The 24,280-nt window shown below is 59.4% G+C and carries 26 protein-coding genes and 1 tRNA gene; 15 read left to right on the top strand and 12 right to left on the bottom strand.

Translation table 11 applies throughout. The annotated features are described in order from the left end of the window. Positions 1-8 precede the first annotated feature (8 nt). The 8 genes from MUG98_RS22325 (at position 9) to MUG98_RS22290 (ending at position 10,519) form a co-directional block, all read left to right on the top strand. Entirely contained in the window at positions 9-764 is a 756-nt protein-coding gene (locus tag MUG98_RS22325) for a PGF-CTERM sorting domain-containing protein (RefSeq protein WP_265109617.1), read from the top strand. After that, on the top strand, positions 764-3,709 hold the full coding sequence (locus MUG98_RS22320; protein ID WP_486606248.1) for a WD40 repeat domain-containing protein: 2,946 nt from the start codon (positions 764-766) through the stop codon (positions 3,707-3,709). The genes MUG98_RS22325 and MUG98_RS22320 overlap by 1 nt, the downstream gene beginning before the upstream one ends. 2 nt (positions 3,710-3,711) lie before the next feature. Then, complete coding sequence (locus MUG98_RS22315; protein WP_265109615.1) at positions 3,712-4,344, top strand: DUF8063 family protein; 633 nt, start codon at positions 3,712-3,714, stop codon at positions 4,342-4,344. After that, positions 4,341-5,162: a hypothetical protein gene (locus tag MUG98_RS22310; RefSeq protein ID WP_265109614.1), complete on the top strand. Its 822-nt coding sequence runs from the start codon at positions 4,341-4,343 to the stop codon at positions 5,160-5,162. The genes MUG98_RS22315 and MUG98_RS22310 overlap by 4 nt, the downstream gene beginning before the upstream one ends. After that, entirely contained in the window at positions 5,159-6,334 is a 1,176-nt protein-coding gene (locus MUG98_RS22305; protein ID WP_265109613.1) for a CpaE/TadZ family protein, read from the top strand. Before MUG98_RS22310 ends, MUG98_RS22305 begins: the two co-directional genes overlap by 4 nt. Positions 6,335-6,560: 226 nt before the next feature. After that, positions 6,561-6,893 (top strand): PD-(D/E)XK family putative nuclease, encoded by a 333-nt coding sequence (locus tag MUG98_RS22300; RefSeq protein WP_265112506.1) that lies wholly within the window; start codon positions 6,561-6,563, stop codon positions 6,891-6,893. A 346-nt stretch (positions 6,894-7,239) separates the two neighbouring features. Then, positions 7,240-7,716 (top strand): hypothetical protein, encoded by a 477-nt coding sequence (locus MUG98_RS22295; protein WP_265109612.1) that lies wholly within the window; start codon positions 7,240-7,242, stop codon positions 7,714-7,716. 433 nt (positions 7,717-8,149) lie between these two features. Next, positions 8,150-10,519 (top strand): BGTF surface domain-containing protein, encoded by a 2,370-nt coding sequence (locus MUG98_RS22290; protein WP_265109611.1) that lies wholly within the window; start codon positions 8,150-8,152, stop codon positions 10,517-10,519. A 291-nt stretch (positions 10,520-10,810) separates the two neighbouring features. On the opposite strand, the gene MUG98_RS22285 is transcribed toward MUG98_RS22290, so the two are convergent. Beyond that, positions 10,811-11,101: a DUF7692 domain-containing protein gene (locus MUG98_RS22285; protein WP_265109610.1), complete on the bottom strand. Its 291-nt coding sequence runs from the start codon at positions 11,099-11,101 to the stop codon at positions 10,811-10,813. Between the two features lie 202 nt (positions 11,102-11,303). Further along, on the bottom strand, positions 11,304-11,789 hold the full coding sequence (locus MUG98_RS22280) for a DUF7964 domain-containing protein (RefSeq protein WP_265109609.1): 486 nt from the start codon (positions 11,787-11,789) through the stop codon (positions 11,304-11,306). Between the two features lie 136 nt (positions 11,790-11,925). Between MUG98_RS22280 and MUG98_RS22275 the strand changes: the two genes are divergently transcribed. From MUG98_RS22275 to MUG98_RS22265, 3 genes are read left to right on the top strand one after another with little or no spacing between them, the layout of a single operon-like run. Further along, on the top strand, positions 11,926-12,447 hold the full coding sequence (locus tag MUG98_RS22275; protein ID WP_265109608.1) for a hypothetical protein: 522 nt from the start codon (positions 11,926-11,928) through the stop codon (positions 12,445-12,447). After that, entirely contained in the window at positions 12,437-14,179 is a 1,743-nt protein-coding gene (locus MUG98_RS22270; protein ID WP_265109607.1) for an AAA family ATPase, read from the top strand. Before MUG98_RS22275 ends, MUG98_RS22270 begins: the two co-directional genes overlap by 11 nt. Beyond that, positions 14,176-14,643, top strand: coding sequence for a hypothetical protein (locus MUG98_RS22265; RefSeq protein ID WP_265109606.1), 468 nt, complete (start codon positions 14,176-14,178; stop codon positions 14,641-14,643). The genes MUG98_RS22270 and MUG98_RS22265 overlap by 4 nt, the downstream gene beginning before the upstream one ends. 528 nt (positions 14,644-15,171) lie before the next feature. Here the strand turns inward: MUG98_RS22265 and MUG98_RS22260 are convergent. From MUG98_RS22260 to MUG98_RS22240, 5 genes are all read right to left on the bottom strand, one after another. After that, positions 15,172-16,791, bottom strand: coding sequence for a DUF7845 domain-containing protein (locus tag MUG98_RS22260; protein ID WP_265109605.1), 1,620 nt, complete (start codon positions 16,789-16,791; stop codon positions 15,172-15,174). A 2-nt stretch (positions 16,792-16,793) separates the two neighbouring features. Continuing rightward, positions 16,794-17,108, bottom strand: coding sequence for a hypothetical protein (locus tag MUG98_RS22255; RefSeq protein WP_265109604.1), 315 nt, complete (start codon positions 17,106-17,108; stop codon positions 16,794-16,796). After that, a complete protein-coding gene (locus tag MUG98_RS22250) occupies positions 17,105-17,626 on the bottom strand; it encodes a PD-(D/E)XK family putative nuclease (RefSeq protein ID WP_265109603.1) in 522 nt (173 codons plus the stop codon). Before MUG98_RS22250 ends, MUG98_RS22255 begins: the two co-directional genes overlap by 4 nt. Before the next feature lie 112 nt (positions 17,627-17,738). After that, entirely contained in the window at positions 17,739-17,873 is a 135-nt protein-coding gene (locus MUG98_RS22245; RefSeq protein ID WP_265109602.1) for a hypothetical protein, read from the bottom strand. After that, complete coding sequence (locus MUG98_RS22240) at positions 17,866-18,060, bottom strand: DUF7563 family protein (protein WP_265112505.1); 195 nt, start codon at positions 18,058-18,060, stop codon at positions 17,866-17,868. The genes MUG98_RS22245 and MUG98_RS22240 overlap by 8 nt, the downstream gene beginning before the upstream one ends. Between MUG98_RS22240 and MUG98_RS22235 the strand changes: the two genes are divergently transcribed. Further along, complete coding sequence (locus MUG98_RS22235) at positions 17,986-18,165, top strand: hypothetical protein (RefSeq protein WP_265112566.1); 180 nt, start codon at positions 17,986-17,988, stop codon at positions 18,163-18,165. The two genes, MUG98_RS22240 and MUG98_RS22235, sit on opposite strands and share 75 nt — an antisense overlap. Before the next feature lie 111 nt (positions 18,166-18,276). On the opposite strand, the gene MUG98_RS22230 is transcribed toward MUG98_RS22235, so the two are convergent. From MUG98_RS22230 to MUG98_RS22220, 3 genes are all read right to left on the bottom strand, one after another. Further along, positions 18,277-18,380, bottom strand: a tRNA-Arg gene (locus MUG98_RS22230). A 54-nt stretch (positions 18,381-18,434) separates the two neighbouring features. Then, entirely contained in the window at positions 18,435-18,812 is a 378-nt protein-coding gene (locus MUG98_RS22225; RefSeq protein WP_265109601.1) for a YccF domain-containing protein, read from the bottom strand. Between the two features lie 137 nt (positions 18,813-18,949). Then, positions 18,950-19,264, bottom strand: a complete 315-nt coding sequence (locus MUG98_RS22220) for a hypothetical protein (protein WP_265109600.1) — start codon at positions 19,262-19,264, stop codon at positions 18,950-18,952. Positions 19,265-19,662: 398 nt separating this feature from the next. Between MUG98_RS22220 and MUG98_RS22215 the strand changes: the two genes are divergently transcribed. The 3 genes from MUG98_RS22215 to MUG98_RS22205 all read left to right on the top strand — a co-directional run bounded on the left by MUG98_RS22215 (position 19,663) and on the right by MUG98_RS22205 (position 21,693). Continuing rightward, complete coding sequence (locus MUG98_RS22215; protein ID WP_265109599.1) at positions 19,663-20,232, top strand: AAA family ATPase; 570 nt, start codon at positions 19,663-19,665, stop codon at positions 20,230-20,232. Further along, positions 20,229-20,642, top strand: a complete 414-nt coding sequence (locus MUG98_RS22210; protein WP_265109598.1) for an RNA-binding domain-containing protein — start codon at positions 20,229-20,231, stop codon at positions 20,640-20,642. Before MUG98_RS22215 ends, MUG98_RS22210 begins: the two co-directional genes overlap by 4 nt. A gap of 112 nt (positions 20,643-20,754) precedes the next feature. Beyond that, positions 20,755-21,693, top strand: a complete 939-nt coding sequence (locus tag MUG98_RS22205) for a CBS domain-containing protein (protein WP_265109597.1) — start codon at positions 20,755-20,757, stop codon at positions 21,691-21,693. A gap of 5 nt (positions 21,694-21,698) precedes the next feature. On the opposite strand, the gene MUG98_RS22200 is transcribed toward MUG98_RS22205, so the two are convergent. Beyond that, positions 21,699-22,667: a hypothetical protein gene (locus MUG98_RS22200; RefSeq protein ID WP_265109596.1), complete on the bottom strand. Its 969-nt coding sequence runs from the start codon at positions 22,665-22,667 to the stop codon at positions 21,699-21,701. A 130-nt stretch (positions 22,668-22,797) separates the two neighbouring features. After that, positions 22,798-24,189, bottom strand: a complete 1,392-nt coding sequence (locus MUG98_RS22195; RefSeq protein WP_265109595.1) for a signal recognition particle protein Srp54 — start codon at positions 24,187-24,189, stop codon at positions 22,798-22,800. Positions 24,190-24,280: the final 91 nt, after the last annotated feature.

Genomic DNA, 24,280 nt, shown 5'->3' with positions numbered 1-24,280 from the left:
TGGTCAAAGTGAGCACTACCTACAGTCGATCGACGACGACGGCGATCGCGGTGATCGCGCTGGTCGCGATCGCGACGGCGCTGATCGGGGTGGCCGCAGCGCAAACGGCCAGCCTGGACACGATCGAGAATAGCACGATCGAGACGACGAACGAAACGGAGTATGTCGAACTCGACATCGAGTTTGCGGATAGCTTCAACGACACGTCCGAGGAGTCGGTCGAGTTCACCAGCTATCAAGAAGCGGCGTGGCAGGACAACGGGACGGAGGTCGGCAACTACACCGGCACCCTGAACGGGACCACGCTCAAGGTCCAAGACGAGATTCACGACCACGCGACCTACGCGGTCGAACTGAACCAGTCGGCGACGACGGTTAACGTGAACGGGACCGAGTTCGCGAGTGATGGGACGGTCGACTTGACGACGGTGACCGCCGACTCGATCACGGCGGACGACACGGTGCTGTCACTCACGATCACCGCTGATACGGTCGTGACCGACACGGTGACCGGCGGTCCATCTGACACGGTGAACGTTCGGTACCAACTGAACACGACCTCCTTTGAGCAGCAAATGGAGTACCGCGTCTTCGTCGAAACCGGCGACAAGAGCAATATTCAGAGCGGATACGTGAGTCCTGACGACGCGACCATCGGGGGCGGGTTCTTCGACGGCGACGATGCCCAGCCCGGATTCGGGGTCGGCGTGGCGATCGTCGCGATCGCGGTCGCGGGCGTGGTCGCTCGCCGGAGGGGGTCCTGATGTCAACGGACACCGGGTCGGGTCCCGATCGGGACGCCGGCCCACAGCCCACGGCCCACGAAACTGGGGGTGCGACACTGTCGCGGCCCGGCTGCACGCTGACGCGACGGGACGCGATCAAGACCGGCGCGATCGCGGCGGGTTCCACAGTTACGGGGGTAACAGCATTCGGGACCGGTCGCGTTCGGGCCGATCTAGTCGACGGCGTTCGATCGGCGATCGCGGGTGTCGCGTCCACAGAGGGATACGGATACGCGGTTGCGGGGGCGACTCCGGCGGGTCTCGCGGGTCTCGTCGGCTATCACTTGCTTCAGAGTTCGCTGAATGAATCGCCCTCGGCAGATCAAGCGATTCTGCATAATCTCTGTACCTCAGAATTCGAGTCGCTGACGGCCCACGAAGTGACGTTCGGAAACCATCTAACGGACACTCCGCCGATTGCGTCTCTGGAGGCGCGAAATGGGATTGCGGGCGCGTGGGAGGATGGCGAATCGTCCGCGACGGCCTACGACCGTGCTATGCAGCGAATTCGGCAATACTACGAATTGCCGGAGTTCAACCACTACCACGTTACCGTGAAGAGTTTGCTCCAGTTGAGTTTCGCGGCGGGATCGGCTGCGGCGACCGGCTATCCGGACTGGGTGGCAAATACTGGGGATCGCGTCTCTGACGGCACGGCGATCCAGGTGCGGGTCATCGACCAGCGGCAAGAGGTCTCGATTTCGCTGCATGACGGCACGCAAATCTCGAATGTCAGCGAGGGTGAGAAAGGCGACGTTCTCGGAAGTAACTACGAGAATGCGGCGCTGAAGGTTCCTATGGTCGAGTTGCGGGATACGTCCGCGTCAGATCTAGAGTCGGATTCCGCGCTGATCGACACGATCCCGATGCTCGATCAATCGGTTGTCGACTCGTGGGACGCCACGAACGAGATCGTCACGCTCGAGGCGTCCGACGGCACACAGGTCGAAACGGACCTTCGGTTCGTGATTCCGAACGTGGGTTCGGATTTGCCTTCGTCCCGTGTCTTTGACGGCGTGGAATTCTTCACGCTGCTGGATGAGATTCACAGCAAGTCGGATTCGGTGGTTGCCAACTATTCGGAGACGTTCGTTTCCGACCTTTACGCGGAGTTAGACGCCGGAAACATCACCCCGACGCAAGTGCGCTCGCCGGAGGGAATGGCACGGTTTCTGTCGGGGACTGACGACCCGACAAACGCGCGTTTCCGGATCGCTATGCTCCAGCAGTTCGGAATGGAACAGCCGGATTTCTCGCTGGTTTCCGGGATGACTGTCTCGTGGACTGGCGCGACCGATCAATGGGTCGATCCCAATCCGAATCTCGACGCTCGCCACGTCTACCCGGACGGCTACGTATCGGGCAAGTCGTACTCTGGTGTGCTGTTCGGCTCGGACGTGCCTGACGGCGGATTCCAGTCCGGCGAAACCTATGGCGTTGGACTCCCGCTATACTATGCCGGGAGTAACGACCTCGCTGTCCAAGACGCTGTGTCCGGAGAGGTCTACTGGCAACGGAGTATGCCCAACCGAACGAACGCGCTGACGGCTGTTCTGTCGGAGAACCGCGTTTACGCGGCTACCCACTCCACTGACTCCACGCTGTACGGCTACGACACGACTACCGGAGAGCAGGTACTGGAGTATCAGGGCCACGGAGACGCTGTGTACGCGCTCGATCGATCTGCCGATGGCCTCACCATCTACACTGCGTCGTATGATGGTGAGGTCCACGCCGTCGATACTGAGACCGGTAATGCTGACTGGACGTACACGAGCGGCCCGTCGGGCGGTGGTGCTGTCGGCGTAGCTGCCGACGAGTCGGGATCTGCCGTCTTCACGATTTATAGTGATGGCGTCGATTTCGACTCGCAGATACACGCGATCGATCCCTCGGACGGGTCCCAAATGGACACGTACGCCGATGCTAACTGGAACCTCGAAACTGTCGCCTGTACTGGTGACGGTACTGTCGCCTACGTTGGCGGTCGCAATAATCTGGTGATGGCACTGCCGTTCGACGGCGCGACGATCGCCTCGCCGGACTGGACGTACTCGACTCCAGACCGCGTATTCGCTCTCGCGCTGTCGCCTGATGAGACGGTCCTGTACGCGGCTGTAAGCCTGTCGTCGTCTGGCGAGATTCACGCTATCGACGTGGCCGACGGTACGAACATCTGGACGTATTCCGGTTTCACGGATGGCCTCGAAGATGTCGTTGTCTCGCCTGATGGCGGTCGCGTTTACGCTGGCAATCCTTCCGCTGGCGAGTTGCACGTCGTCGACGCGCAGGATGGCAGTGCGGTCCGTACCGGGACGCCGATGGGTTCGATCTACTCGCTTGCGCTGCCTCCGACCGACGGCTCGATCGACGGACTGGCGGCTGCCTCGCTCCTGTACGACGAATCGAACAACAGGGAAGTTCGATTCTCTCACGGTACTATCGACGTGAACGAGATGTACGATGCTGGCGGCGCGACGATCACCCACGTCACGGACGAGACCATCACGGACATCGAATCGGTCGTCGGCAAGGGTATCGAATCGATAGTGGACGAAATGTCGCAATTCGACAGCGTAAGCGACATCAAGTACACGAAACACGTTCTCGACATTCTCGACTTCTACGGGATCAATGCGACTGTCGGGGAAAGCGATTCGGACGATATCACGGTCACAGAACCGGATTACGACACTCCGAAATACGATACCTACGACAGTACCCAATTCGCGGATTACATCAACACGCTAGAGACCTACATCGAACAGTTAGAGGCTGAGGAAACGACGGACGAATCCGGATGGGGATTCGCGCCGTTCGGCGACTGGTCGAGCGGGGAACTCCTCGGCCTTGGAATCATCGGACTGGTCATCATGTGGATGGTAGGCGTCGCGACTGACCTGATACCCGGCGTGGGGAACTGACCATGCGACGACGCTGGATTTTCATCATGGGCGCAGTGCTGCTGGTCGCGATGGGCATGGGCGTCGGCACGATCGCGGCGCAAGAGAACGCGACCAACGAGACCGACGAAGTGTACCCCGGCGATCAAGGTCCGAACTCTCCCGACGATCGCGATCGCGACGCCGACCAGGACCAGCCGGCCAACGAGAACGAGACGGTAGCCGAGACCGAAGACGACTATCTCCGGGAGATAGACAGCGGGACCCGGATCACCAACTGGTCGTATGCGCCGGGAATGTTCACGATCACCATCGAAGCCGACCAGGATACGAAGGTCTCAATGACCGAAGCCGGCGACTTTGAGGAAGGTACAGGGTCGTTCAACTACCAGGAAGTCGAACTGACCGAGGGAAGCAACACGGTCACCATGCCGGTTACCGATCGACCCGGCGCGGGCGTCGCGATCGCGACCCGGCGATCACTCTCGCAGGGAAGCGGCGTATTCGTGTCGGTCGGCCAGTTGGAGCGGAACCCATTCCGGCACTTCGGCGGGGAATCCGGCCTGTTTTCCGGCGTTGCGCTATCGGTCTCACTCGCGGCGATCGGTGCAGCCTACGTCGTCCGGTCGGAGAATAGCGGGGTGATCGAAGCATGAGCGAAACGAGCGGCACCTTCGACTCTTGGAGCGATCGGCTCACCTACGTCGTCGCCGAAGCCCAGTTACTCGTCGCCGGGGTCGTGATGTCGATCGCGGTCGCGTTGATCTGGCTTCGGCCCGAACTCCCCGGCATTCCCCCGATCGTTCACGGCTGGATCGCGGCGCTAATGCTACTCGGCCCGCCGCTGCTGGGCCTGTTCATCACGGGCGCGAAGAGGCTACGGCAGCGGAATATGGTCGAAGTGTACCACATCAACGGCGTGACCGACACCCGCGAGAAGTACTACGTCGAACCGGGCGTATGGGACGGGAAGACCGTCGAAGGTCCGAGTCCCTACCCGGTCAACGACGGCGATTCGTTCGAGGTTCGGGAATTCGACTGGCACGCGGATCAGGGAGACAGCGGGACGCTGATCGTTACCGGCTGTTACTTCAGCCAGATGGCCGACTCGAAACTCATTACGACGAAGACCATGCTCGAGGATATTCACGGCGACCTCGTCGAGGCGTTCCTCGAGTACAACCGACTCCGCGGTCGGATCAGCAAAATGGGGCTGCAGATCCAGAGCGACGTGATCAACGAGGAAGCCGAAGCCGACGAACGTGGGCTGATGAATCCGCGAACGGCGGTGAAGAACCGCTTTGAATCGGCCAAGAAGGACGCCGAAGACCGGGATATTGACGAGATCAAGGACATCACCGAGTATGTCGACGACTACACCGATGAGCACGGCATCGAGACGACCAGCGGACCCCCACAGACCAGAGCACAGGCAGCCGAGCAGGCCGCGACCGATGGAGGGACCGATCGATGAGCGACGAGCAGGATAACTACACGGTCGGTGGATTCCGCGAGTACCAGAACAACAACCTCGAACGTGACCCCGACGAGGTACTGCCGCACTCGGGATTCGTCCGCGACGAGAAGATCGATCGCCAGCTAACCGTCCGGGCGCTCCATCACGACCCCGATCGGTGGAACAGGAAAGCGGCAGCGACATACCTGGACGTCGGGAAGAATCGCGGCATCCTCCGCGGCGAAGGCAGTCATACCGCTCGCGATGCCCTCGAGAACGGCGATACGCTCACGCTGAAACACTACATCGGCGACCCGGCACAGGAGGCAGACCTGGCTGGAATCAAGGCGATCACTCGCCTCCAAGAGATCGTCGCCGGGCCCGCACCGGTGATCGTGGTCCTGGGTGAGATGGGTGCCGGCAAAACGAATCTCGCATGCCTGCTTGCACAGCTGCGCGATCGGTGGACCGACGGCGACCTCCTCGTGGGATCGAACATCCGCACGCTCGACCGGAACGACGACTGGGTACGCGACGATGGGTCCGTCGAGGATGGCTGGATTCCACACTACCCGCTCCTCGAGGAGTGGGTCGAGCAGGACGGCGATCCCGTCGAGAATCCCCAGCAGCCGAAGCTCTTCATCGGCGACGAGTTCTCGACGAACGCGAGCGGGACCGGTGCGGACGGACAGAAGGTGCGGAAACTGATGGGGCCGCTGGTGTTCAAAATCCGGAAGTACAACGGCGCACTGATCTACATCGGCCACGACGAGAGTTCGATCCACCCGCTGCTCTGGCGTGTCGGCACGATCATCAAGAAGCCCGATCGGAACAGCAAGGGCAAGGCGATCGTCGCCGAGCGCATCTCCGGCGGGAAGCTTCAGGACGTCGACCCGCGGCCGCTGACCGGCATCCCGCCCGCCGACTTCGAACCGCATACGAACGACGAAGCCGACTGGAACTGGAACGCTCCTGGAGGCGACGATGACGACGACCCGATCGACGAGCAGGACGTGAAGCAGGTCGCGGCATGGACCATGGAGGAATGTCGTAAACAGGGCATGTCGGCTCGCGAAACCGCCGAGTTCGTCCCCTACAGCCACGCTACCGTCTCGAACTGGTGGAAAGAGATCGACGACGGCGGCGAGAAGCGAGACTGGGTTGACACCGTCGAGCAGGTGATCGCATGAGAGCGTCGGGGTGTCAAGCTGTAAAGCGTAAGCGAGCCCCCTACACTGTAGCCCACAGCCCACCGCGCTCGCTCTCGGCTAGTGCCGAGAGCGAGCCGATCGCGATGGGCGCGCGGTCTCGTGGCCAGCGGAGGAGTATATATATCGGCGCGCGGAGCGCGTGGTGGCCGTGAGTCGATCGCGATCGAAGCGGGCCAACCACTTCGGCACGATCGTCGAGAAGCGGATGGCGAAGAAGCGTCGGTTCGAACTCGCGCGGTGCAGCTGGCACGACGCCCGGTTCGGGAACGGCACGCCGGTCGAGATCAAGTCGACGATGCACGAACACGCCAACGGCCAGCCGGGGAACTTCAAGGTCTATCGGAAGTATCACGAGAAACTGCGGCGGCACGACGGCTGGTACTGCTTCGTGGTGTATCGCCCGCATGGGCGTAGTGGGCTGACGATTCTACGAGATAAGATGGTTCGATCGGCCGACCTCCCGTTACTTCGGTGGCACGGGGGTGGCGATCACCGGGGGACAGAACAGGCGAAGATTTCCATTACGGACGTGTTCTAACGGCTCTCTTGAAACATTCCACTATTGGCCTGACCGCTATTGTGGGTCAGTCGACGGACTACGAGGTCACTCACGTCGACTTTTAGATGGTATTTCCTCTGGAAAGCCACGAACGGCAGACCCTACGTCATCGCAGCAGGACCGAGGCCAATAAAGACAAATTCATAGAAGTCCACGTCAGTGCTCAGACTGTGTGACCAGTCTATACGAACGTCTCGCTGAGCGCCCTCAGACAGGGATCAACGTTGGCGATCTAAATTTCGACGAGCGACAGGACCTCCAAAGAATCAGTGTCCGCAGAACGACTGATCAGACACAGCCAGCTACGAATGGGTCCTTTACGACGGTGTACTATCTCACAGGGGACGAACGCGCAGCTGCCGAGGTCTTCGTCGAGGAGAACCGCAACGCACTGGAAGGGATTGACTTCTCCAGTCGGAATCTCATCCAGTCAGCAGCCCCAAGGGAGGTATACGACTGGATCCTCCATTACCTCGGTGAACGAGAACTGCACAAATGCGAAACCGTCGTCTACGAACAGCGAAAGTCCGGGATTCACTGGGTGATCGACCGCGATCACTTCGAGCAATTTCCGAACCGCCGCTACTCGATTGGCGAGCAAGGCGCGCGTCTTGATGATATCTCAATCAGGGAACTCTATGAGTCCCTCAGCGACGAGATCGTAGAATCGGAGCTCGAAGATCACGACGCAATCAACGGTGACGTTCGGTACATCCTCGAATACTACCGAATCGCCGATGAGTTTGCGTGCGATCCTGTCACTGTCGATGAGGAGATGGCGATCCGGAAGCGTCGCCGGTGAACTAATCCGAAGCCACTGGCTCTGGAAACATCGTAAAGACACCATCCGTACCGGCAAAAACTGGCCCTACCCGGTTTCCGCGATGCGAAGTGGAGTAATCCCTCGTATTGAGGGTAGGAAGTGGTACTACCCGTATGCGTGCCTACGCGCGAACACACTTCTTTGGTAGCTGGCCAGCATATGATCACCCTAGTGACCAGTCGTTGAATCAAAATGTGCTAATTGGTACGTACAAGTCTTGAGATTGCTTTTTGGTAGGGAATTTCCACGAGAACTCACATTCCGAAACACAAGACTTATGCCAGGAGCGTAAAGACTCCTCAGATACCCCTACCCGGTGTGGGCTTACCATCACGACGGTAATCTCGGTGGTTGGTCCACTCTCCAGGCGAATCGTGCGCGAACTACTCAACACGAAATAATCACACAACACATGACAAGCGAAACGACCTATCGCGAAAAGGGACGTGCCGCGTTCCTGGCCGCGCTTATGGTACTTTCCGTTGTCGCGATGACGGCTTCCTTCTCGGGTGCCGCCGTTGCGAGCAGCGATTTCGACACACAACTCGACGCAAATAGTATCGACGAAGATGACGTCTGGGCTGGTCAAACAGTCAAAGTCACCAACCTAGAATCGCCCGCTGACCTCGTCCAGGGCGACGAAGTCGTCAAAAACCTCCGTGTCGAGAGCGGTTCTGCCAAGTTCGACACGACCGATCTTGACCCTGGTCGATACTCGATCGAGCACGGTGAGAACGACACCTCTACCGGCACGTTCTGGGTGAACGAGCACCAGATCGACGCCGAATTCGAGAACGGCGTCGTCAACGGTGGCGAAGTTAACCTCAACTACGAGGACGTCAGTGACGTCCCACGAAATAGTGAGGATGTCACCCTCCACATCAGCGCTGAGTACGACAACGAGTCGGTCAGTGCGGACGACCTCGAAGACATCTTCGGCGACAATACGCAGGTCGAAGACATGGACAAGGTCGCAGTCACCGTCAACGATGCCGGTGAAGGCGACAGCGTCACCGCTGACTTCTCCAACAAGGAAGTTGGCGACTACGTGTTCACGGTCGAAGTTGCCGACACCACGGCAGAAGACACCGCTGAAATCACGAACTCTGACACTGACGCCACCGCGAGCTTCGACTCGAACACCTACGAAGAGCAAATCGGTGACGTCGGCGAGTTCACCGTCGAGCACGAAGCGACTGACAACCTCTGGGTCAACGTCACCGACTCAGAAGACTACTACAAAGCCAACATCCAGGTCTCGGGTGTTGATGACACGGAAAACGTGACGTTCGAGTTCAACTCGTACGCAGCAGGTCACGATGGCGAGACTCTCGTCACTGCCGAGGACGACGAGGGTAACGACATTACCTCTGACGTAACTGTCACGGAGTACCTCGATGGTGACAAAGTTGACAGTTCCAACACTTGGACCGACACGCGTCTCCTCAACGGTGACTACGAACTGGAAGTCGGCGTTACGAACGGTGGTCCCGAAACGGACGCCGCGATCATGCTCTTCACCGAGCGATCGACCGGCGACATGACCACGTGGGTCGCACCGTCCGACATCACTGACGCAGACGACCTCGACGCTGAGACGGTCGCCGACTCCGCCACGGAGCGCGACTACGTCGCAACGGGCGACTACCTGGTCACCGAAGTCGAAGCATCCGGTATCTACGGCTACGCGTTCGACAACAACGGTGACTGGACTGGTGAAGAGGGTCTCGAGTTCAACTTCAACGACACCGCCACGCCGCGCTACGGCTCCGCAGACAGCTTCTCCCTCAGCGACGAGACGAGTGGTAGCTACGACATCGTCGTTAACGAAGACGAGGACACGTTCTACGTCCTCGTTCCGGTCAACACGATCGAAGGACCCGCCGGCGAAACGCTTGACGCTGGCGAGACGTGGAACGCCTCGTTCCACGTGACCGACGCTAGCGCGTACGTTGCTGACGGCGAGAGCGAAATGGCCAACGCAGAGTTCGATGTCGAACAGCGGAACATCGAACTGGCCGGTAGCTACAACGACGACGAGCGCCTCGTCGTTGGAAACAGCGCGGAAGAGCAGCTCACCGCCGAAACGAACGTTGCACCCGGCACGGAAGGTACCTTCCGCCTGCGTGCAACCGCAGACATCTACACCGCCGAGTCTGAAGTCGACGCCGACGGTGTGATGACCACGACGTTCGACCTCAGCAGCCACGAGGCTGGCGAGAACATCCGCACCGTCAAGGCGACGGTCGACGGTGCAGAACACAGCACGGAAGGCGCCTTCATCGCTGGTGACAAGCCGAAACCGGCTGACCTCCAGTGGAGCGTCGACGCCCCCGAAACCGCGAAGCCCGGTGACGAGGTCACAGGGTCCATCTCGGTCGAGAACGGCGGCGAAGAGACCGGTAACGCGTCCTACGAGTTTACCTTCAACGGCGAGACCGTGGACAGCGGCGAGGTCGAACTCGAGGGTGGCGCGTCCAAGGACGTGGCCTCCTTCGCCTCCACGCTTGACGAAGCTGGTGAGTACAGCTGGGAACTGCTCGTCGACGGTGAAACCGAGAAGTCCGGTACCCTGACCGTCGAAGAAGAGAAGAAAGACGACACCGGCGACGACGGTGACGGCGACGACGGCACCGGCGACGACGGTGACTCTGAAGACGACACCGGCGACGACGACGGCGACGACACCGGCGACTCGGACGGAACGCCCGGCTTCGGCGCTGCTGTCGCTGCACTCGCACTGCTCGCAGCCGCCATGCTGGCACTCCGCCGCCAGAACTAAGCTGTAGAACTACCGGAATTCGTTCCGGCCCTTGCGATTTCATTTTTATCGGCGACTACACCGGCCAGCGACGCGTACAGTCATTTTCAATACCAGCAAGAACAAGAGAGAACATTACGCTCGAACACTGACGTCGTTAACTGATGAAAAGACACTTGGTCGAGATCGATGTTCTCGAAGGCTCGGCTCAAGCGAATTCGAGATTCAGGCAGAGAAGTGGTTTCGATGCTCGTCAATAACGCTTTCAACGCTTTTCCTCTGCTTTGCGAGTGCAGATGCGGGACCAGTGGATCACATTTCTCCTTTTGTCTCGATCGAAACCTCGGTCCCGACGTCAAAGCTGACGGCTCGCGTGCTCAGCGTCTCGGCAATCTCCCGGCGCTGCTCGAGCGTCAGGTCGTCCCGCTCGAGAACACGTCGGGCTGCACTCACGAGTCCGTCGACGTCATTGCACGCGAACGCGATCGCGTTCGATCGGTTACAGTCGTAGAACTTCGCGGCTTTCTGAATGGCGTCGAACCGCCACTCGTTCCCATCGTCAGTTCGGATTCGGACCGAACCTGGCGTTTCGGTGTAGGCCATGCCCGTGAACACGACCCGCTATTCCTAGTTTTTTCGGTTCATTCGAACAGGTCTATCTTATAAAGAGAGTGTCGGGGCCCGGCTCGATCGGCGCGGTGGCCGGGGCGATCGCGATGGGCGTGGGCCCGATATGAACACGGCCGGTACTCGACTCGTGTTCATATTCGGGAAACCGATCGTCATGACGTGCGACCCCTGGGGCTCAATCCTTTCCGTTCAAGATCGCGTGCGCTTCGGAACTTGAGTAGTCATGGTCCTCGCGAAGATGATTTAGGAAGGTCTGTGGCCTCGTGGTTGTCCCCGTCTCGTAAAAACTGCAGTCTGGGCAATCGTACTCAGGCTCGAGCCCCATCTGAACCTCAACAGGTGGATCATCGAGGCCAGCCATATAGAGATCTCCATCGTCGATCCGTTCGCCGTACTGAGACTTCGTCCAACGGTTAATAGCATCATCTAGAGCTTGAGCACTCTCCTCTGAATATGCCATGTCGGTAGTGTGGAACTGAACCCACTGTTCAGCATCCTCATCGAAACCCAATGCATGAACCTGATTTTCACCGAGAAACGAGATAACGAATGCTTCGTTAGACTCTGGACGAATACAATATTCGCGGGCTTTATCACTCATGCTGAGGACCTCGGACTTCTTGAGTGGCCGCGATGGAAGTGAGCTGAGCAGTTTTGACATATCACTCATTCTCAGAAAGGAGATGTATAAAACTGGTTGTAAATAGCTACCCACAGGATATCTAATTAAATCTGGATGGTTTGTTCAGCGGGGAAAGGTTTAACCCCTGCTGACATAATGCTTCCCAACACACATCATGTCTGATCCTTCCTCATTCGCTCACGACAGCGGGGCCGGATTAGGTGCCCTAACCCTATACTCTGGTTTGATATTTTATTTTTTGATTATTCCGTCATTTGATTTTGCATACAGTGAATTAGTACTCCTGTTTGCGATCGGCCCTGCGTGGATTGTTTACGAGACCAGCAAACTCTTCACAGGAACCATTATTGAAAAGTTGCTTGAACAGCACTTAGCTATCGCTCGGATTGAGGCGGAATTGAAAGGCGGGAGCCAATTTGATGACTGGTACACGGGTGAAAGTAAAGACGAAATAGATAAACTAGATGAAACAGCAAGGAAGAAAATCACTACAATACTCTGCTCTTTGACGATCGGTCTTACTGCCCCTTTCTTCGGATATTTTGTCTCCCATAGTATTGGTATTATTATAGGACTAATTATTTTTATACTTTCAGTATTAATAGATATCCACGTACTTCGGCAAGTGGTTAGAACAATTGAACGCTTCCCCAAGGTGATCGCAAATGAAAATTAGTGGGTTCACTATAAAAGAATTCGCTAAAGAAGAATATACAGCAAGTCAAAAACCCGGTATCCAAAACCTCAATGGTGAGTCTCTACTTGTTTATGGACCAAACCGTAGTGGCAAGAGCCTGACTTTCAATGCACTCCTTTACGGTCTATTAGGCCATAAGGAAACAATAGCTACCCGTTCTGGCAAAGGTAACAAGGTTTGGATAACATATAGCGATGGATCTCGGTTTTTCCGTGGTGCTCCGCGAAGGAAATATGAGAAAGATAGCAAGACTTACGAGAAGGACTCAGCAGATTCTGAGTTATGGAAGATTACTGGAGATACTAGAATTCTCAAACAACACTTCATACACTCTCATATAGATCAACTCCCCTTAGAATCTCTAAGATCTAGCGAGCTGGTGGACCTCATATTGTCTGTAACAGATATCGGTAGAAAAGAGGAGATAGATAGATTGAAGAAGTCTATAGAAGATTTGAACGAAGAACAGATTAGGACGGAAGATAGGATTTCTCCCTTACAAAGACAGAGAGACAAGCTTCAACGGCAAGTAAGCCAATTTGAAGGACAACTGTCTGATTGGGAAACGCTGTTGGATTTAGTTGCAAAAGGACGTCTAGAGAAAATTGAGACGACCTTAGAGAATCATCAAGAAATCCGACGTAGATTAGAAGAATTATCTCAAAAAGAACACGGGCTGAACAGAAAGATAAACGAAAAAGAGAAAGAACTAAATGAAATTGAGCGATACGACGGGGAAGTAGAATCCCTCATCATAGAGGCAATAAAAGAGTTTGTTTGTCCAGTTTGTGAGGAGAGGGTTGATTCGAAGTCCGCTGAAAATCGCCTACAAAGGCATAAATGTCCTTATTGCAACCAAGATCACTCTGTTCAAGAATTGAAGGATGAACTCAGAGACAAGAAGAGCGAATCCGAAACGCGAAAAGGCGAATTATCTATCGAGATTGCGAAAGATAAAGATAAACTGTCAGACATCAAAAATCAAATAAACGAACTAGAGGCTGAAATCCCTGAAATTTCTGAATTAAATAGTCTTGCAGTCCGTAAGTTAAGAGAGGACAATCAATCGGTTGATGAAATAAAAGAAGAAGCGAATGAAGAGGTATCACTCCTTAGAGAAAGTCTCGATAGCCATCGTGATCAACTGAATGAGGTGGAGGAAAAATTAGAGAATGCTAAGGCAATGGTCCAAGATACTGAAGAAAAATTACAAGAGAACAGAGACAAACTAAACGAATTACAACTGGACAGTAAAAGAAATGAAATTGCTGACTTTGAGCAAACATGGTCCTCGCATTTTAAGAATCTGAACGGAGATCTTGGTCAAGAGGTCGTGATTGATGACACAGATGGATCTATTGTTTTACCAGGTGGTGACGATGGAAAACGATATTATCGGAGACGAGGTGATTTGAGTGACTCTGAGATACAACTACTCAATATCTCTTTCATACTTTCCCTCAACGAATATGGAAATGACTCTGATGCGATAAATTGGTCAACAGTGGTTCTAGATGAGCCATTTTCACACTTAGATGAGAATATTAAGAAATCAGCTCTCAAATATCTACTTGGAGTCGAGCAACAGATCATCCTCACATCGTCTGATGAGTATGTTAGTGACCAATTTGACGAGGACCACACGATTGAGCTTCAACGGAAGCAATTTGAACAGACTTCGGTAGTAAATTCGGGTGAATGGGGAACATGACTGAGAAAGATGAAGTACTACCTGAGGAAGAAGCGAAGTACCATCCTCGATTATGGATGCTTGACGAATTCGATGGCGAAATAAATGGAGAAAAGAAATTCCATAAGTCGCTTGTTCAGTATCGTGATAGTGTGGGTCTGAAAGAAGAATGGTCATTTGTTCGTGCACCCCGAGGCCCAACGGATCCAGGTTTCACAGAGATCATTGAGAAATACGACGACCTGAATCTAATTGCTATGGAGAAGGAAGGTCAAATCCATATCTACAAAGAGACTGAGAAAGGGTCGCGTTTTATTCGAGGGCTGAAAGAAGGTCTCCGAATCCTCAAGAAAGATCAAGTTCAGAGTAGAGAAACCAATTTACAATTAGTGGCCAAGGTGAATAAAGAACGTCTTGGTAGTGATATCGAACTGGATGATGATATACAGGAAATGAAAGAACTTCCCTTGGGACACGACGTTTAGAGAAATCCAGAAATCGAAACCAACGTCTCGAAGCAACTGTTCTTTCTCTTCGGAGATCACTCAAGCTGGCGTATTAGCGGTATCGTAGCCATATGTACTGTAATATCCTTGCCAATTCCAATACTCGTTCGTCTGTGGAGGTCTTCCTGTGGCTACGACCCAAATGAGTCAACGCGTAAATGATGAAAATGTCTTTTTGAGCAGTGGTATACATCACGGAGCAGATGAGCTATAATTTATGAAATTCCGTCGGGCCGGCAACCTCCGTTTCATGTGTTTCAACTGGAGATCTGCTGTGCGAAGACAGGCGAGGACGTTGTAATTTTTTGGCGTTGTCGCCTTGGCGACACCCGCCAAGGGGGCTTTCGCGCGAAGCGCGAAACGACCCCGCCGGCTCGCGGCGCGATCGCGGCGCCGACCCCGCCCTCAAGGCGAGAACTACAACCAGAATTGCACAGTCACCGCTACAAGACAACCAAAATTGCCGAAAAGAGGGGTCAGAATAGTGTTGCCACTACCGAGGTCGGTTCAGCGATCGGCGATCGCACCGACGAACCCGACCTCGGTGCCGCCGCCGGGAGTCTTCCAGGACATCTGTGCTCGCCTGAGGATCGCCGGATCGTTGCCCGACTTTGACCACTTCTCGAGGGCTTCTGCCGCGATCGTCGCGACGTTCTCGAAGCTGCTCGCTTTCAGCTCCGACAGGATCGTGTCGACCCGCACCCGCTTCGGATCGCCCTGCTCGTCGAACTCGACTTCGGCGCCGTTCTCGGCGAGCCACTCCTGGAACAGAGAGAGTTCCGCAACGTGATCGGCAAGGCCCATCACGTGCTGGATCCGATCGGCGAAACTCTCGATCGCATACTCGGCCGACTCGACGAGCGCGCGCAACTCCTCGCGGTATTTCCGGGCGCGGAACGACACGTTCCCCTGATCGAGTTCGAGGATCTCGCCGAGATCTTCGATCGCCCGGTAGATCGTCGCGGGATGCTTCCCCAGCTGGTCGGCGAGATCGTCGACGGTCGCACCGCCGTCGGTCGCGACCGTCTCGGTCACGTCGCGAGCGGTCTCGCCCATGTCCCGAAGCGTCGTCATCAACAGGTGGTCGGTCTTGGCCTCGAGGCGCGGCGTCGGATCTTCGTACAGTTCGACCGTCTCCTCTCTCGCCACGGCGTCGAAGTGATCGTCCGCGACGTACACGCCGTTGCCGTCGGGGGCCAGCGGGATGTCTTCCCACTGGAGCGCGTTCAACAGCGTCTCATCGATCTCTTCGGTCACCTCGTGGCGATCGGCCCACGCCCACGCCTGACCGCCGTTCATCTTCTTGTTGACCAGCACCTCGACCTTCGGGTGGTAGGATGGGTGGTCCTTCGACACCGCATCCGGGTCCTTCAGCTGGTAGATCTCGAACTTTCGGCCGTAGGTGTGGCCCGGCAGGAGTTCGGTCACCGACGACGGCTCGAGGAAGAGCCGGTTCTGGTGGTTCATCACCTCCGTGTTGTCGATGTGCAACTCGGCCTTGACGCCCTCCAGGTCGGATAGATACAGCGCCACCTTCTGGAGCACGCCCGCCGACGAGAGCTTTCGAGCCCATTCGCGCCGGATTCGGACGTACCGCTCGTACGCCCACATCGTGCTGGCTGGGTGCGGATCGGTCCGAAAGTACTCCGGGTGAACACGTTCCTCCGCCTCGTCGAAGATCGCGGCGAAGAACTCCGGCAGCAACTCGAGGCCGCGGTCGGCTTCGATGTTACTCGTGTGGTACTCGACGTCGACACCTTCGGTCTCGCCGACCTGATTTTCCCACGGCAGCTGCACTGGTTCGCCGGTCTCCCAGTGGCGCATGTTCGGGAACCGCGGGGAGATGTTGTAGGACGCCTTCTTTTCGTTCCGCCCGCGGCCCACGATGTCCCACTCGTACAGCCGTTCGGCGTTGATCCCGTCCGACAGTCGCGGTGCGAAACCGGACTTGCTGTAGCTCACCTGGAGCCGCCACGGTTCGCCGTCGACCTCCGTACTCACCTCGAGGTAGCCCTCGAACGGCGGCCCGAGCATCACCGACGACAGTGCGTCGTACGGACCACGATCCCAGTCCGGCCACTTCCAGCGGCCCTCGATCTCGTGCGGTGCTGTCGCTACTTGCAGCACCGCTACTCACCTCGCTCACGCTCGAGCAAGCCGGTCAGCACCGCTATCGGGTTCCACCACGTCGCTCCCTGACACGGGTAGCAGACGTGTTTAAACGAGGTGAGGTCTCTCGTCTCGAGTTCGGTCGGATCGACCTGCGGATCCTGGCCCATTTCTTCGGGATCGGCCCGCTTAACCCGAATCCGCCCACAGCCCACGCAAATCGCATCGACGGGGATGCCGACGTGGCCCGCCCTCGAATTCACGAGTTCCGCCTCGAGGTCGCGATCGTCGAGGTCGGCGCGATCGGGGCGAGGGTGATCGACGTCGGAACTCACGGGCGATCACCCACGGTCACCGCGGGATCGACACCCGCCGGATCGATCACGTGCGACCACGCGAGTTTCGCGACCTCGGACTCCGATCGCTCGCCGCCGACGTCGTACCACCGACCGGCCAGGAGTTCGTCGACGATCGTCGCGGGGACGATCGCGCGGGCGATCTGTGGCAGTCCCGGTCGCGGCAGGTAGACCACGAACAGGTACATCCCCGCGGCCTCGAGCAGCTGCTCGTGCGCCGACCGCTTGACGTAGAACCGACCGCGGGTCGATCGGTCACCGTTACCCGTCTCGACCTGACAGCCCTTGATTTCGACTGGAACTGCCGGCTCGACGAGGACGATCCCGTAGAACGGCAGCGATCGTCGCGGCTCCAGGAGCGTGGTCGTCTTGGCGTCGTGCCAGGTGGCCGTCCGGTCGCCGACGTGCTCGAACTCGTCGACGTCCTGGACGACCGTCGCCTCGATCGCGTCACCGCTGGCCTTCGGACTCTCGAGTTCTGACGTCCGCGAACTCATAGCGGACCCTCCCGCGCGTCACGAACCTCACGCGTGCAGTCCGAACAGAGCCGACGAAACGCATCGACGCGATCGTCGCAGCGCTCGCACTCGTCGGATTCGACGAGGCGACTCACGCCGATTCACCTCGATTCTCGACGGCACGACGAACCTGCTCGTCGGTCGCGTGATGGGCCGGATGGGCTATGGGCGTCCGCGACTCGACGTCGTACAGCTGACTCGCCGGAACGAACAGGCCGTCACGCATTCGCCTCACCTCCGTGACGGCCGGGTGACGTCTCCGGGTCCGGAATCTCGACATCCACGCCAGCTGCGGACCCGCGGCTCAATCGACGGTAGCTATCGCACTCGCTACAGCGATGGGCTCGATCGCGATCGTCACCGAAGACCCGACGGAATTGATCGGTGACGTGGGCTCCGCAGTGCCGGCACATCGATCGGTCTTCCGGTGGCCACGGAGCAAGGCTCACGCCGACCACCTCGCGACGTCTCCGACAATGGAAATCGCCGGACTGCGAAAGGGGGCGTTCAACCGCTGAACGAAGTCCAGATTCTCAGGACGAGTCGCTGGTCGGGAATGAGTCGAATCTAACTGGTAGCGGTGCTCTCGCGGACTTCTAAGTAGAAGTCCTAAAACGACAGTTTTCGTACGGGCACGATGGGATTTGAACCCACGACCGTCGGATGTCTTCCCCCACCGCGATCGCGCTAGGGATAGAAGTCCGACGCTCTATCCGGACTGAGCTACGTGCCCCCGCGTACGAATCAACGATCGATCAGCATAAGCAGTGTGGATTTCCGCCCGCGACTAGCCGTGAAAGCGGTACAGCGATGTCACGAACGGGAGCCGGTTGATCAGCCAGATCGCGATCGGCAGCCCGATAATCGTAATCGCCAGGAGCGCCGCCACGTTGGCCCAGACGAAACTCAACCACCAGCCGACGAAGACGAAGTACGGCGCCCGGACCAGCAGCGAGTGCTGGCCGCGGGCCACGTCGGGGTTCGAAACCGATCGCGGCTCCTGGAGCGTGAGGACGGTCGGGACGAGATTGATCAGCGTGATTCCGACGGGGGCGAGGAGCACGGTTACGTTCAGCGCCCACGCGATGTTGACGACGATCGGGGTGAGCCACCAGCCGACGAGGACGAACCAGAGCGCACGGACGAAGAGCGATCGCTGGGTCACGTTGCAGGCATGGCAAGAGTCGAGAATAACGGTACCGGTCGATCGACTCGTACCGAAGAGCCGTCAGCCATCGGAACGGCACGGGTGGGGCGACCGTGGCCGCTCGGAAGAAGTGGGAGCGTCCGCAGCTGCGATCGTTATGCGTCGGAATCGTCGGGGTCGTCCTCCTCGTCGTCGGGAGCGGTGGCGTTCTCGTCGGCAGTGGTATTTTCGTCGTCGCCCATCCCGCCGTCGTCCGTCTCGTTGCCGTCGCCCATTCCGCTATCGTCCGTCTCGTTGCCGTCGCCCATCCCACCGTCGTCCGTCTCGTCACCGACGGTGTCGTCGTTCCCGGAATCGCCACCCGCCGAATCGTCCACGTTCTCGTCGTCCATACAGCCGGCAACCGCAGCGACCACACCAGCGCCGACGACCGTGGTGAATCGGCGCCTGTCGAGGAGTCTGTCTGTCATGGCGTGCGTCCGAAGCGACAGTGAAACAGCCAATAAGGGGGACAGTCAGTTACGAATCGTAGTCCCGAGTTCAGGCAAATTATCGATCGTCCGATCGGGACGGCTGAACGGTTGCGAACGCGGCCACCGTTTCCAGTCGGGCAACGAACGCTCCCGCGAGTGCGGTCCGCCTGCCACCCCCCAGATCCGAACCCGCTGCGACGAGCGTACCCAAATCGGGATCGTCGACGCCGCGACCCCGTCCGGATCGGGGCCGTCGATACCGCGACCCCGACGGTACGACAGCACTACCCCAGTTGCGCGGACCGAAACGGGGCTTAGCGAACGGGAAACGGGGGTCGCTCCCGCCCGCCCGACGAACACAGTCCTTATGCAGGCGTCGCCTGTATCCACTCCCGATGCACGTCATCGGAACGGTGGGGCTCCCCGGCAGCGGGAAAGGCGAAGCCGCGACCGTCGCACGCGAGGAGGGCATCCCGGTCGTGACGATGGGCGACGTCGTCCGCCAGGAGACGGCCGATCGGGGCCTCGATCCGGCGAAAGACCACGGGAAAGTCGCGCAGACCCTGCGCGACGAGAACGGACCGGCGGCGATCGCCGAGCGCTCGCTCCCGATGATCGAGGATCGACTCGAGGACCACGAGACGGTGCTGATCGACGGCATTCGCTCCGGAACCGAAGTCGACGTCTTCGAGGAGCGGTTCGGCGAGGACTTCACGCTCGTCAGCATCGAGGCCCCCTTCGAAGTCCGTGCCGAGCGGATCGACGCCCGGGGCCGGGACGCAGACGAGACCGACGGCGGCGAGGGACTCGCCGCCCGCGACGAGCGCGAACGCGGCTTCGGGATGGACGACGCGATGGCCCGCGCCGACGTCGTCGTCGAGAACACCGACACGCTCGAGACCTTTCACGATCGCATCCGGGCCATCGTTCGCGACGGCGTCGACCGGGAGGTGAGTCACCGATGAGCGAGATCTACCGGGTCGACGTCGAGATCGCGGCACCCGTCTACGACACCGAGGTGACGAGTCGCGTCGTGGACGCGGTCGCGAATATCTTCCCGAACGCAGATCTCGACGAGGAGTTCGGCGAGATCAGGGGCGAGACCCACTCGATGGACCACTTTTCGGACCTGCTCCACCGCCAGGAGATCCTCGATACCGCCCGCGGCGAGTTCTTCGCGAACCGCGAGGGGGACACGTTCTCCTTTGCCCTGAAGAAGCAGGCGGCCTTCGAGGACCGCGTCAACTTCTCGGTCGGCGAACCCGACGAACTCGGCGAGATCAGCGTCCGCGTCCGCGTCGAGGAGCCGACGGTCGAGGAGTACGTCGACCACATCGCCCCGCCGACGGAAGACGGCCGGCCGATCGACGGCTGACGGCTACCCGCGACGGTTCCTCGCGGCGGTTACCGACCGATCTCGTGACGCGTACTCGTTCCATCGACGCAGCCCGGGGAATAATGGCCTCCGGCAATGTACCCTGCCCGAGATGCACGACACGATTCCCGTCTCGGAGATCATGGTCACCGACGTCGTCACGGCGCCGCCGGACGCGAGCGCGACGCAGGCGGCAACGCTGATGCGCGACGAGGAAGTGAGTTCGGTGGTCGTCACGCGTGACGGCACACCGCTTGGGATCGTCACCGAAGGCGACTTCCTCGAGTCCCTCTGTGATCGCGACCACCTCGGGACCGTCGAACTGGACGACGTGATGTCGACTCCGCTCGAGACGATCGCACCCGACACGTCGATCGTCGACGCCGTCGCGCGCCTGCGGTCCAGCGATATCGAACATCTCCCCGTCGTCGACGAATCCGACGCGACCGAGGACGGTGACCTCGTCGGCATTCTCACGACGACCGAACTTACCTACTACGTTCCGCACCTGGCCCACCCGACCGGCGGTCTCGAGACCGAGAAGCCGCGACGACGGGTTCGGACCGACACCCAGTACGAGCGCGACGACTGGGACTTCGAGTATCGCGGCGAAGACGAGTCGACCGTCGCGGTCGGCGACGTTGCGCGGTTCTCGAAGCCGATCACGCCCGACGACGTCGAGGCCTTCGCCGAGGTCACCGGCGACACGAACCGACTCCACCTCGACGAGGCCTACGCCGCCGAAACCCGCTTCGGGAGACGGATCGTCCACGGCGTCCTCGCCAACGGGCTGATCAGCGCGGCACTCGCTCGGCTCCCCGGGCTAACGATCTACCTCTCGCAGGAGAGCAGCTTTCTGGCACCCCTCTCGATCGGCGATCGCGTGACGGCCGTCTGTGAGGTCGTCGATGCGCTCGGCGACGACAGGTACCGGATCGAGACGACCGTCCTCGACGGGGACGAGACAATCGTCCTCGAAGGCGACGCCGTCGTGCTCGTCGACGAACTCCCGCCGGAATCGGCCCTCGAACGCGACGCGACGTCGGCCTGAGCGGGTTACGACGAACAGTCTGCGGCGTCCTCGAGCGCAGCCTCGCCCTCGGCACGCCGCCGTTCGGCGGTCAGGAGGTCGCCGTTCGCCGCCGCAGTCGCCGACGAAGCGAAGTGTCCGGCGGCCGTTTCCAGCGCCTCGCTCTGACACCGTGCAGTCTCGAAGTACGAGACCAGTCCCGACGGCGCGTCCGCGACACCGTCGTCGAAGTCCGCCCGCGACGTCCCGAACGCCGATTCGGCGGCCTCGAACTCGTCGGCAGCTCCCTCGTAGTTCCCGTCCTCGGCCGCCGCCCCGCCCCCCTCGAGCGACTCGTAGCCGTCGAGCATCGTCTCGTATCCCGATCCGAGCGTCAGCATCGAGGACAACACGCCGTCCAGTGCGGCGACGCCGTTTTCGATCTCTTCGAGGTCGACGATCGATAGCTCGTCGAGCCGATCGGCGTCGAGCGTTTCAAGGTCAGACTCGGCCTCGTCGAGTCGGTCGCTGGCCCCGTGGAGATCCGCGTTCCGCTCGTCGACGATCCGGATCGCGTCCTCGATCCGGCCGTCCTCCGCGATCGCCGCGGTGACCGTCTCGACGTCGTCCGCGAGCGCGTCGTCGGCGATCGTGTCGGCCACGTCGACCAGCCCCTCGAGGACGTCGGCGTAGGACCGGAGTTCCGCGACGTCGGGCCGGCGGTCGTCGTCCAGCGCCGTCGCGGCGGTCCCCAGGTGCTCCCGTGCCGTCGCGATCAGGTCGCGTGGCTCGTCGGCGTCGAAACTCGCCTCGACGGGATCCTCGACCCCGTCGAGATCCTCGCCCAGGGCGAGTGCCGCCTGGTTCAACTTGCCGACCGCCCGTTCGAGCGCACGCTCGCCGGTTCGATCGGCCGCCGCGCGGTCCGTCCCGTCGGAGTCGCTGGCGAGACAGCCCGCGGCGACGGCGATTACGCCGAGACCCCCGGCGCGAGCGAGGTACCGCCGTCGATCCATACCGGACCGTACGGCTAGAGCGTCTTGAACGTAGTGGCGGAACGACTGTCAGCCGATCGAACCGATCGGAGTCGACGAGGCCGAGACGAAAACGAGGGGGATCACGCCGGTCGAAAGCAGACGCGGGCGCTCAGAACGGGCCCATGCCGCCCATGCCGCCGCCACCGCCGCCGCCCTGCTGTTGCATCTGCTTCATCATCCGCTGCATCTCCTTGTCCGACCCCATCCCCTGGAACTGCTTGATCGTGCGTTCCATCATCTTGTACTGCTGGAGGAGTTCCCGGACCTCCTCCTCGCTGGTGCCCGAGCCGCGGGCGATGCGTTCGATCTGGCTCGCGCCGATCGCCTTCGGGTACTCCTTCTCGGCGTCCGTCATCGAGTCCATGATGACGCTAAAGGTGCGCATCCGCTCCTGGGTGACGTCCATCGCGTCGTCGGGGAGCTGATCCTTGATCCCGCCGCCGAAGCCGGGGATCATGTCCATCACCTGGTCGAGGGGGCCCATGTTGTTCATCGCCTCCATCTGCTTTTGCATGTCGTTCAGGGTGAACTGGCCCTGCAGCATGTCCTCGGGATCCCAATCTTCCTCCTCGATCTCGGTCTCCTGCATGGCGCGCTCGACGCGCTCTGCGAGCTGGCCGAGATCGCCCATGCCGAGCAGCCGCGAGATGAAGCCGTCGGGTTCGAACCGCTCGACGTCCTGGACTTCCTCGCCGGTGCCGAGGAAGGCGATCGACGAGTCCGTTTGATCGACCGCAGTCAGCGCGCCACCACCCTTCGCCGTCCCGTCTAACTTCGTGATGACGACGCCGTCGATCCCGATCGACTCGTCGAACTGCTGGGCCTGCTCTTTCGCACCCTGACCGATCGCGGCGTCTAACACGAGCAGGGACGTGTCGGGCTCGACGACCCCCTCGATCTCCTCGATCTCCTCGATCAGGTCGTCCTCCAATGCGTGGCGACCGGCAGTGTCCACGATGTGGACGTCCGCCTCGCTGGTCTCCTCGAGGCCCGTGCGAGCGATCTCGACGGGGTCCTCGGCGTCGGGGTCGCCGTAGAAGTCGACCTCCGCGCGCTCGGTCATCTCCTTTGCCTGGTCGTAAGCACCGGGCCGGAAGGTGTCGGTCTGGATGACCGCGGGTCGCAGTCCCTTGGTCGAGAACCACCACGCCATCTTCGCCGCGGAGGTCGTCTTACCGGATCCCTGCAGTCCCGCGAGCAGGATCGTCTGCTCCTCGAGCGGAAGGTCGGTCGACTCTCCGATGAGATCGACCAGTTCCTCGTAGACGATCCGGAGGACGAAGTCCCGCGCCGGCGTGCCGGCCGGCGGTTCCTCCTCCAGGGCGCGCTCCTTGATGCTGTCCGACAGCTCCATCACGAGGGAGACGTCGACGTCGGCGGAGAGCAGCGATCGCTGGATCTCCTTGACGATCTCCTCGATGTCCTCTTCGCTGATTCGTGACTTCCCGCGGAGTTTGTCCAACGTACCCCGCAGAGAACTCCCGAGATCGTCGAGTACCATTTGCGGGCTCTACGAGTCGGCGGCGTTAAAGGCTTTTTCTCGGCCCGCAGTCGATCGGCTCCGGAACGGCGGCCGGGGGACCGCCGGCCGA

The sequence above is a fragment of the Halosolutus halophilus genome (genome assembly GCF_022869805.1).
GTDB lineage: Archaea > Halobacteriota > Halobacteria > Halobacteriales > Natrialbaceae > Halosolutus > Halosolutus halophilus.
Note: the sequence above shows the minus strand (reverse complement) of the source record. Positions and strands in the feature narration are given on the sequence as shown.

Excerpts from the sequence above, each read along its gene's own strand:
- MUG98_RS22320 (WP_486606248.1), top strand. The coding sequence starts at position 764 with ATGTCAACGGACACCGGGTCGGGTCCCGATCGGGACGCCGGCCCACAG.
- MUG98_RS22315 (WP_265109615.1), top strand. The coding sequence starts at position 3,712 with ATGCGACGACGCTGGATTTTCATCATGGGCGCAGTGCTGCTGGTCGCG.
- MUG98_RS22310 (WP_265109614.1), top strand. The coding sequence starts at position 4,341 with ATGAGCGAAACGAGCGGCACCTTCGACTCTTGGAGCGATCGGCTCACC.
- MUG98_RS22305 (WP_265109613.1), top strand. The coding sequence starts at position 5,159 with ATGAGCGACGAGCAGGATAACTACACGGTCGGTGGATTCCGCGAGTAC.
- MUG98_RS22300 (WP_265112506.1), top strand. The coding sequence starts at position 6,561 with ATGGCGAAGAAGCGTCGGTTCGAACTCGCGCGGTGCAGCTGGCACGAC.
- MUG98_RS22290 (WP_265109611.1), top strand. The coding sequence starts at position 8,150 with ATGACAAGCGAAACGACCTATCGCGAAAAGGGACGTGCCGCGTTCCTG.
- MUG98_RS22285 (WP_265109610.1), bottom strand. The coding sequence starts at position 11,101 with ATGGCCTACACCGAAACGCCAGGTTCGGTCCGAATCCGAACTGACGAT.
- MUG98_RS22280 (WP_265109609.1), bottom strand. The coding sequence starts at position 11,789 with ATGTCAAAACTGCTCAGCTCACTTCCATCGCGGCCACTCAAGAAGTCC.
- MUG98_RS22275 (WP_265109608.1), top strand. The coding sequence starts at position 11,926 with ATGTCTGATCCTTCCTCATTCGCTCACGACAGCGGGGCCGGATTAGGT.
- MUG98_RS22270 (WP_265109607.1), top strand. The coding sequence starts at position 12,437 with ATGAAAATTAGTGGGTTCACTATAAAAGAATTCGCTAAAGAAGAATAT.
- MUG98_RS22265 (WP_265109606.1), top strand. The coding sequence starts at position 14,176 with ATGACTGAGAAAGATGAAGTACTACCTGAGGAAGAAGCGAAGTACCAT.
- MUG98_RS22250 (WP_265109603.1), bottom strand. The coding sequence starts at position 17,626 with ATGAGTTCGCGGACGTCAGAACTCGAGAGTCCGAAGGCCAGCGGTGAC.
- MUG98_RS22245 (WP_265109602.1), bottom strand. The coding sequence starts at position 17,873 with ATGCGTGACGGCCTGTTCGTTCCGGCGAGTCAGCTGTACGACGTCGAG.
- MUG98_RS22235 (WP_265112566.1), top strand. The coding sequence starts at position 17,986 with ATGGGCTCGATCGCGATCGTCACCGAAGACCCGACGGAATTGATCGGT.
- MUG98_RS22240 (WP_265112505.1), bottom strand. The coding sequence starts at position 18,060 with ATGTGCCGGCACTGCGGAGCCCACGTCACCGATCAATTCCGTCGGGTC.
- MUG98_RS22220 (WP_265109600.1), bottom strand. The coding sequence starts at position 19,264 with ATGACAGACAGACTCCTCGACAGGCGCCGATTCACCACGGTCGTCGGC.
- MUG98_RS22215 (WP_265109599.1), top strand. The coding sequence starts at position 19,663 with ATGCACGTCATCGGAACGGTGGGGCTCCCCGGCAGCGGGAAAGGCGAA.
- MUG98_RS22210 (WP_265109598.1), top strand. The coding sequence starts at position 20,229 with ATGAGCGAGATCTACCGGGTCGACGTCGAGATCGCGGCACCCGTCTAC.
- MUG98_RS22205 (WP_265109597.1), top strand. The coding sequence starts at position 20,755 with ATGCACGACACGATTCCCGTCTCGGAGATCATGGTCACCGACGTCGTC.
- MUG98_RS22200 (WP_265109596.1), bottom strand. The coding sequence starts at position 22,667 with ATGGATCGACGGCGGTACCTCGCTCGCGCCGGGGGTCTCGGCGTAATC.
- MUG98_RS22195 (WP_265109595.1), bottom strand. The coding sequence starts at position 24,189 with ATGGTACTCGACGATCTCGGGAGTTCTCTGCGGGGTACGTTGGACAAA.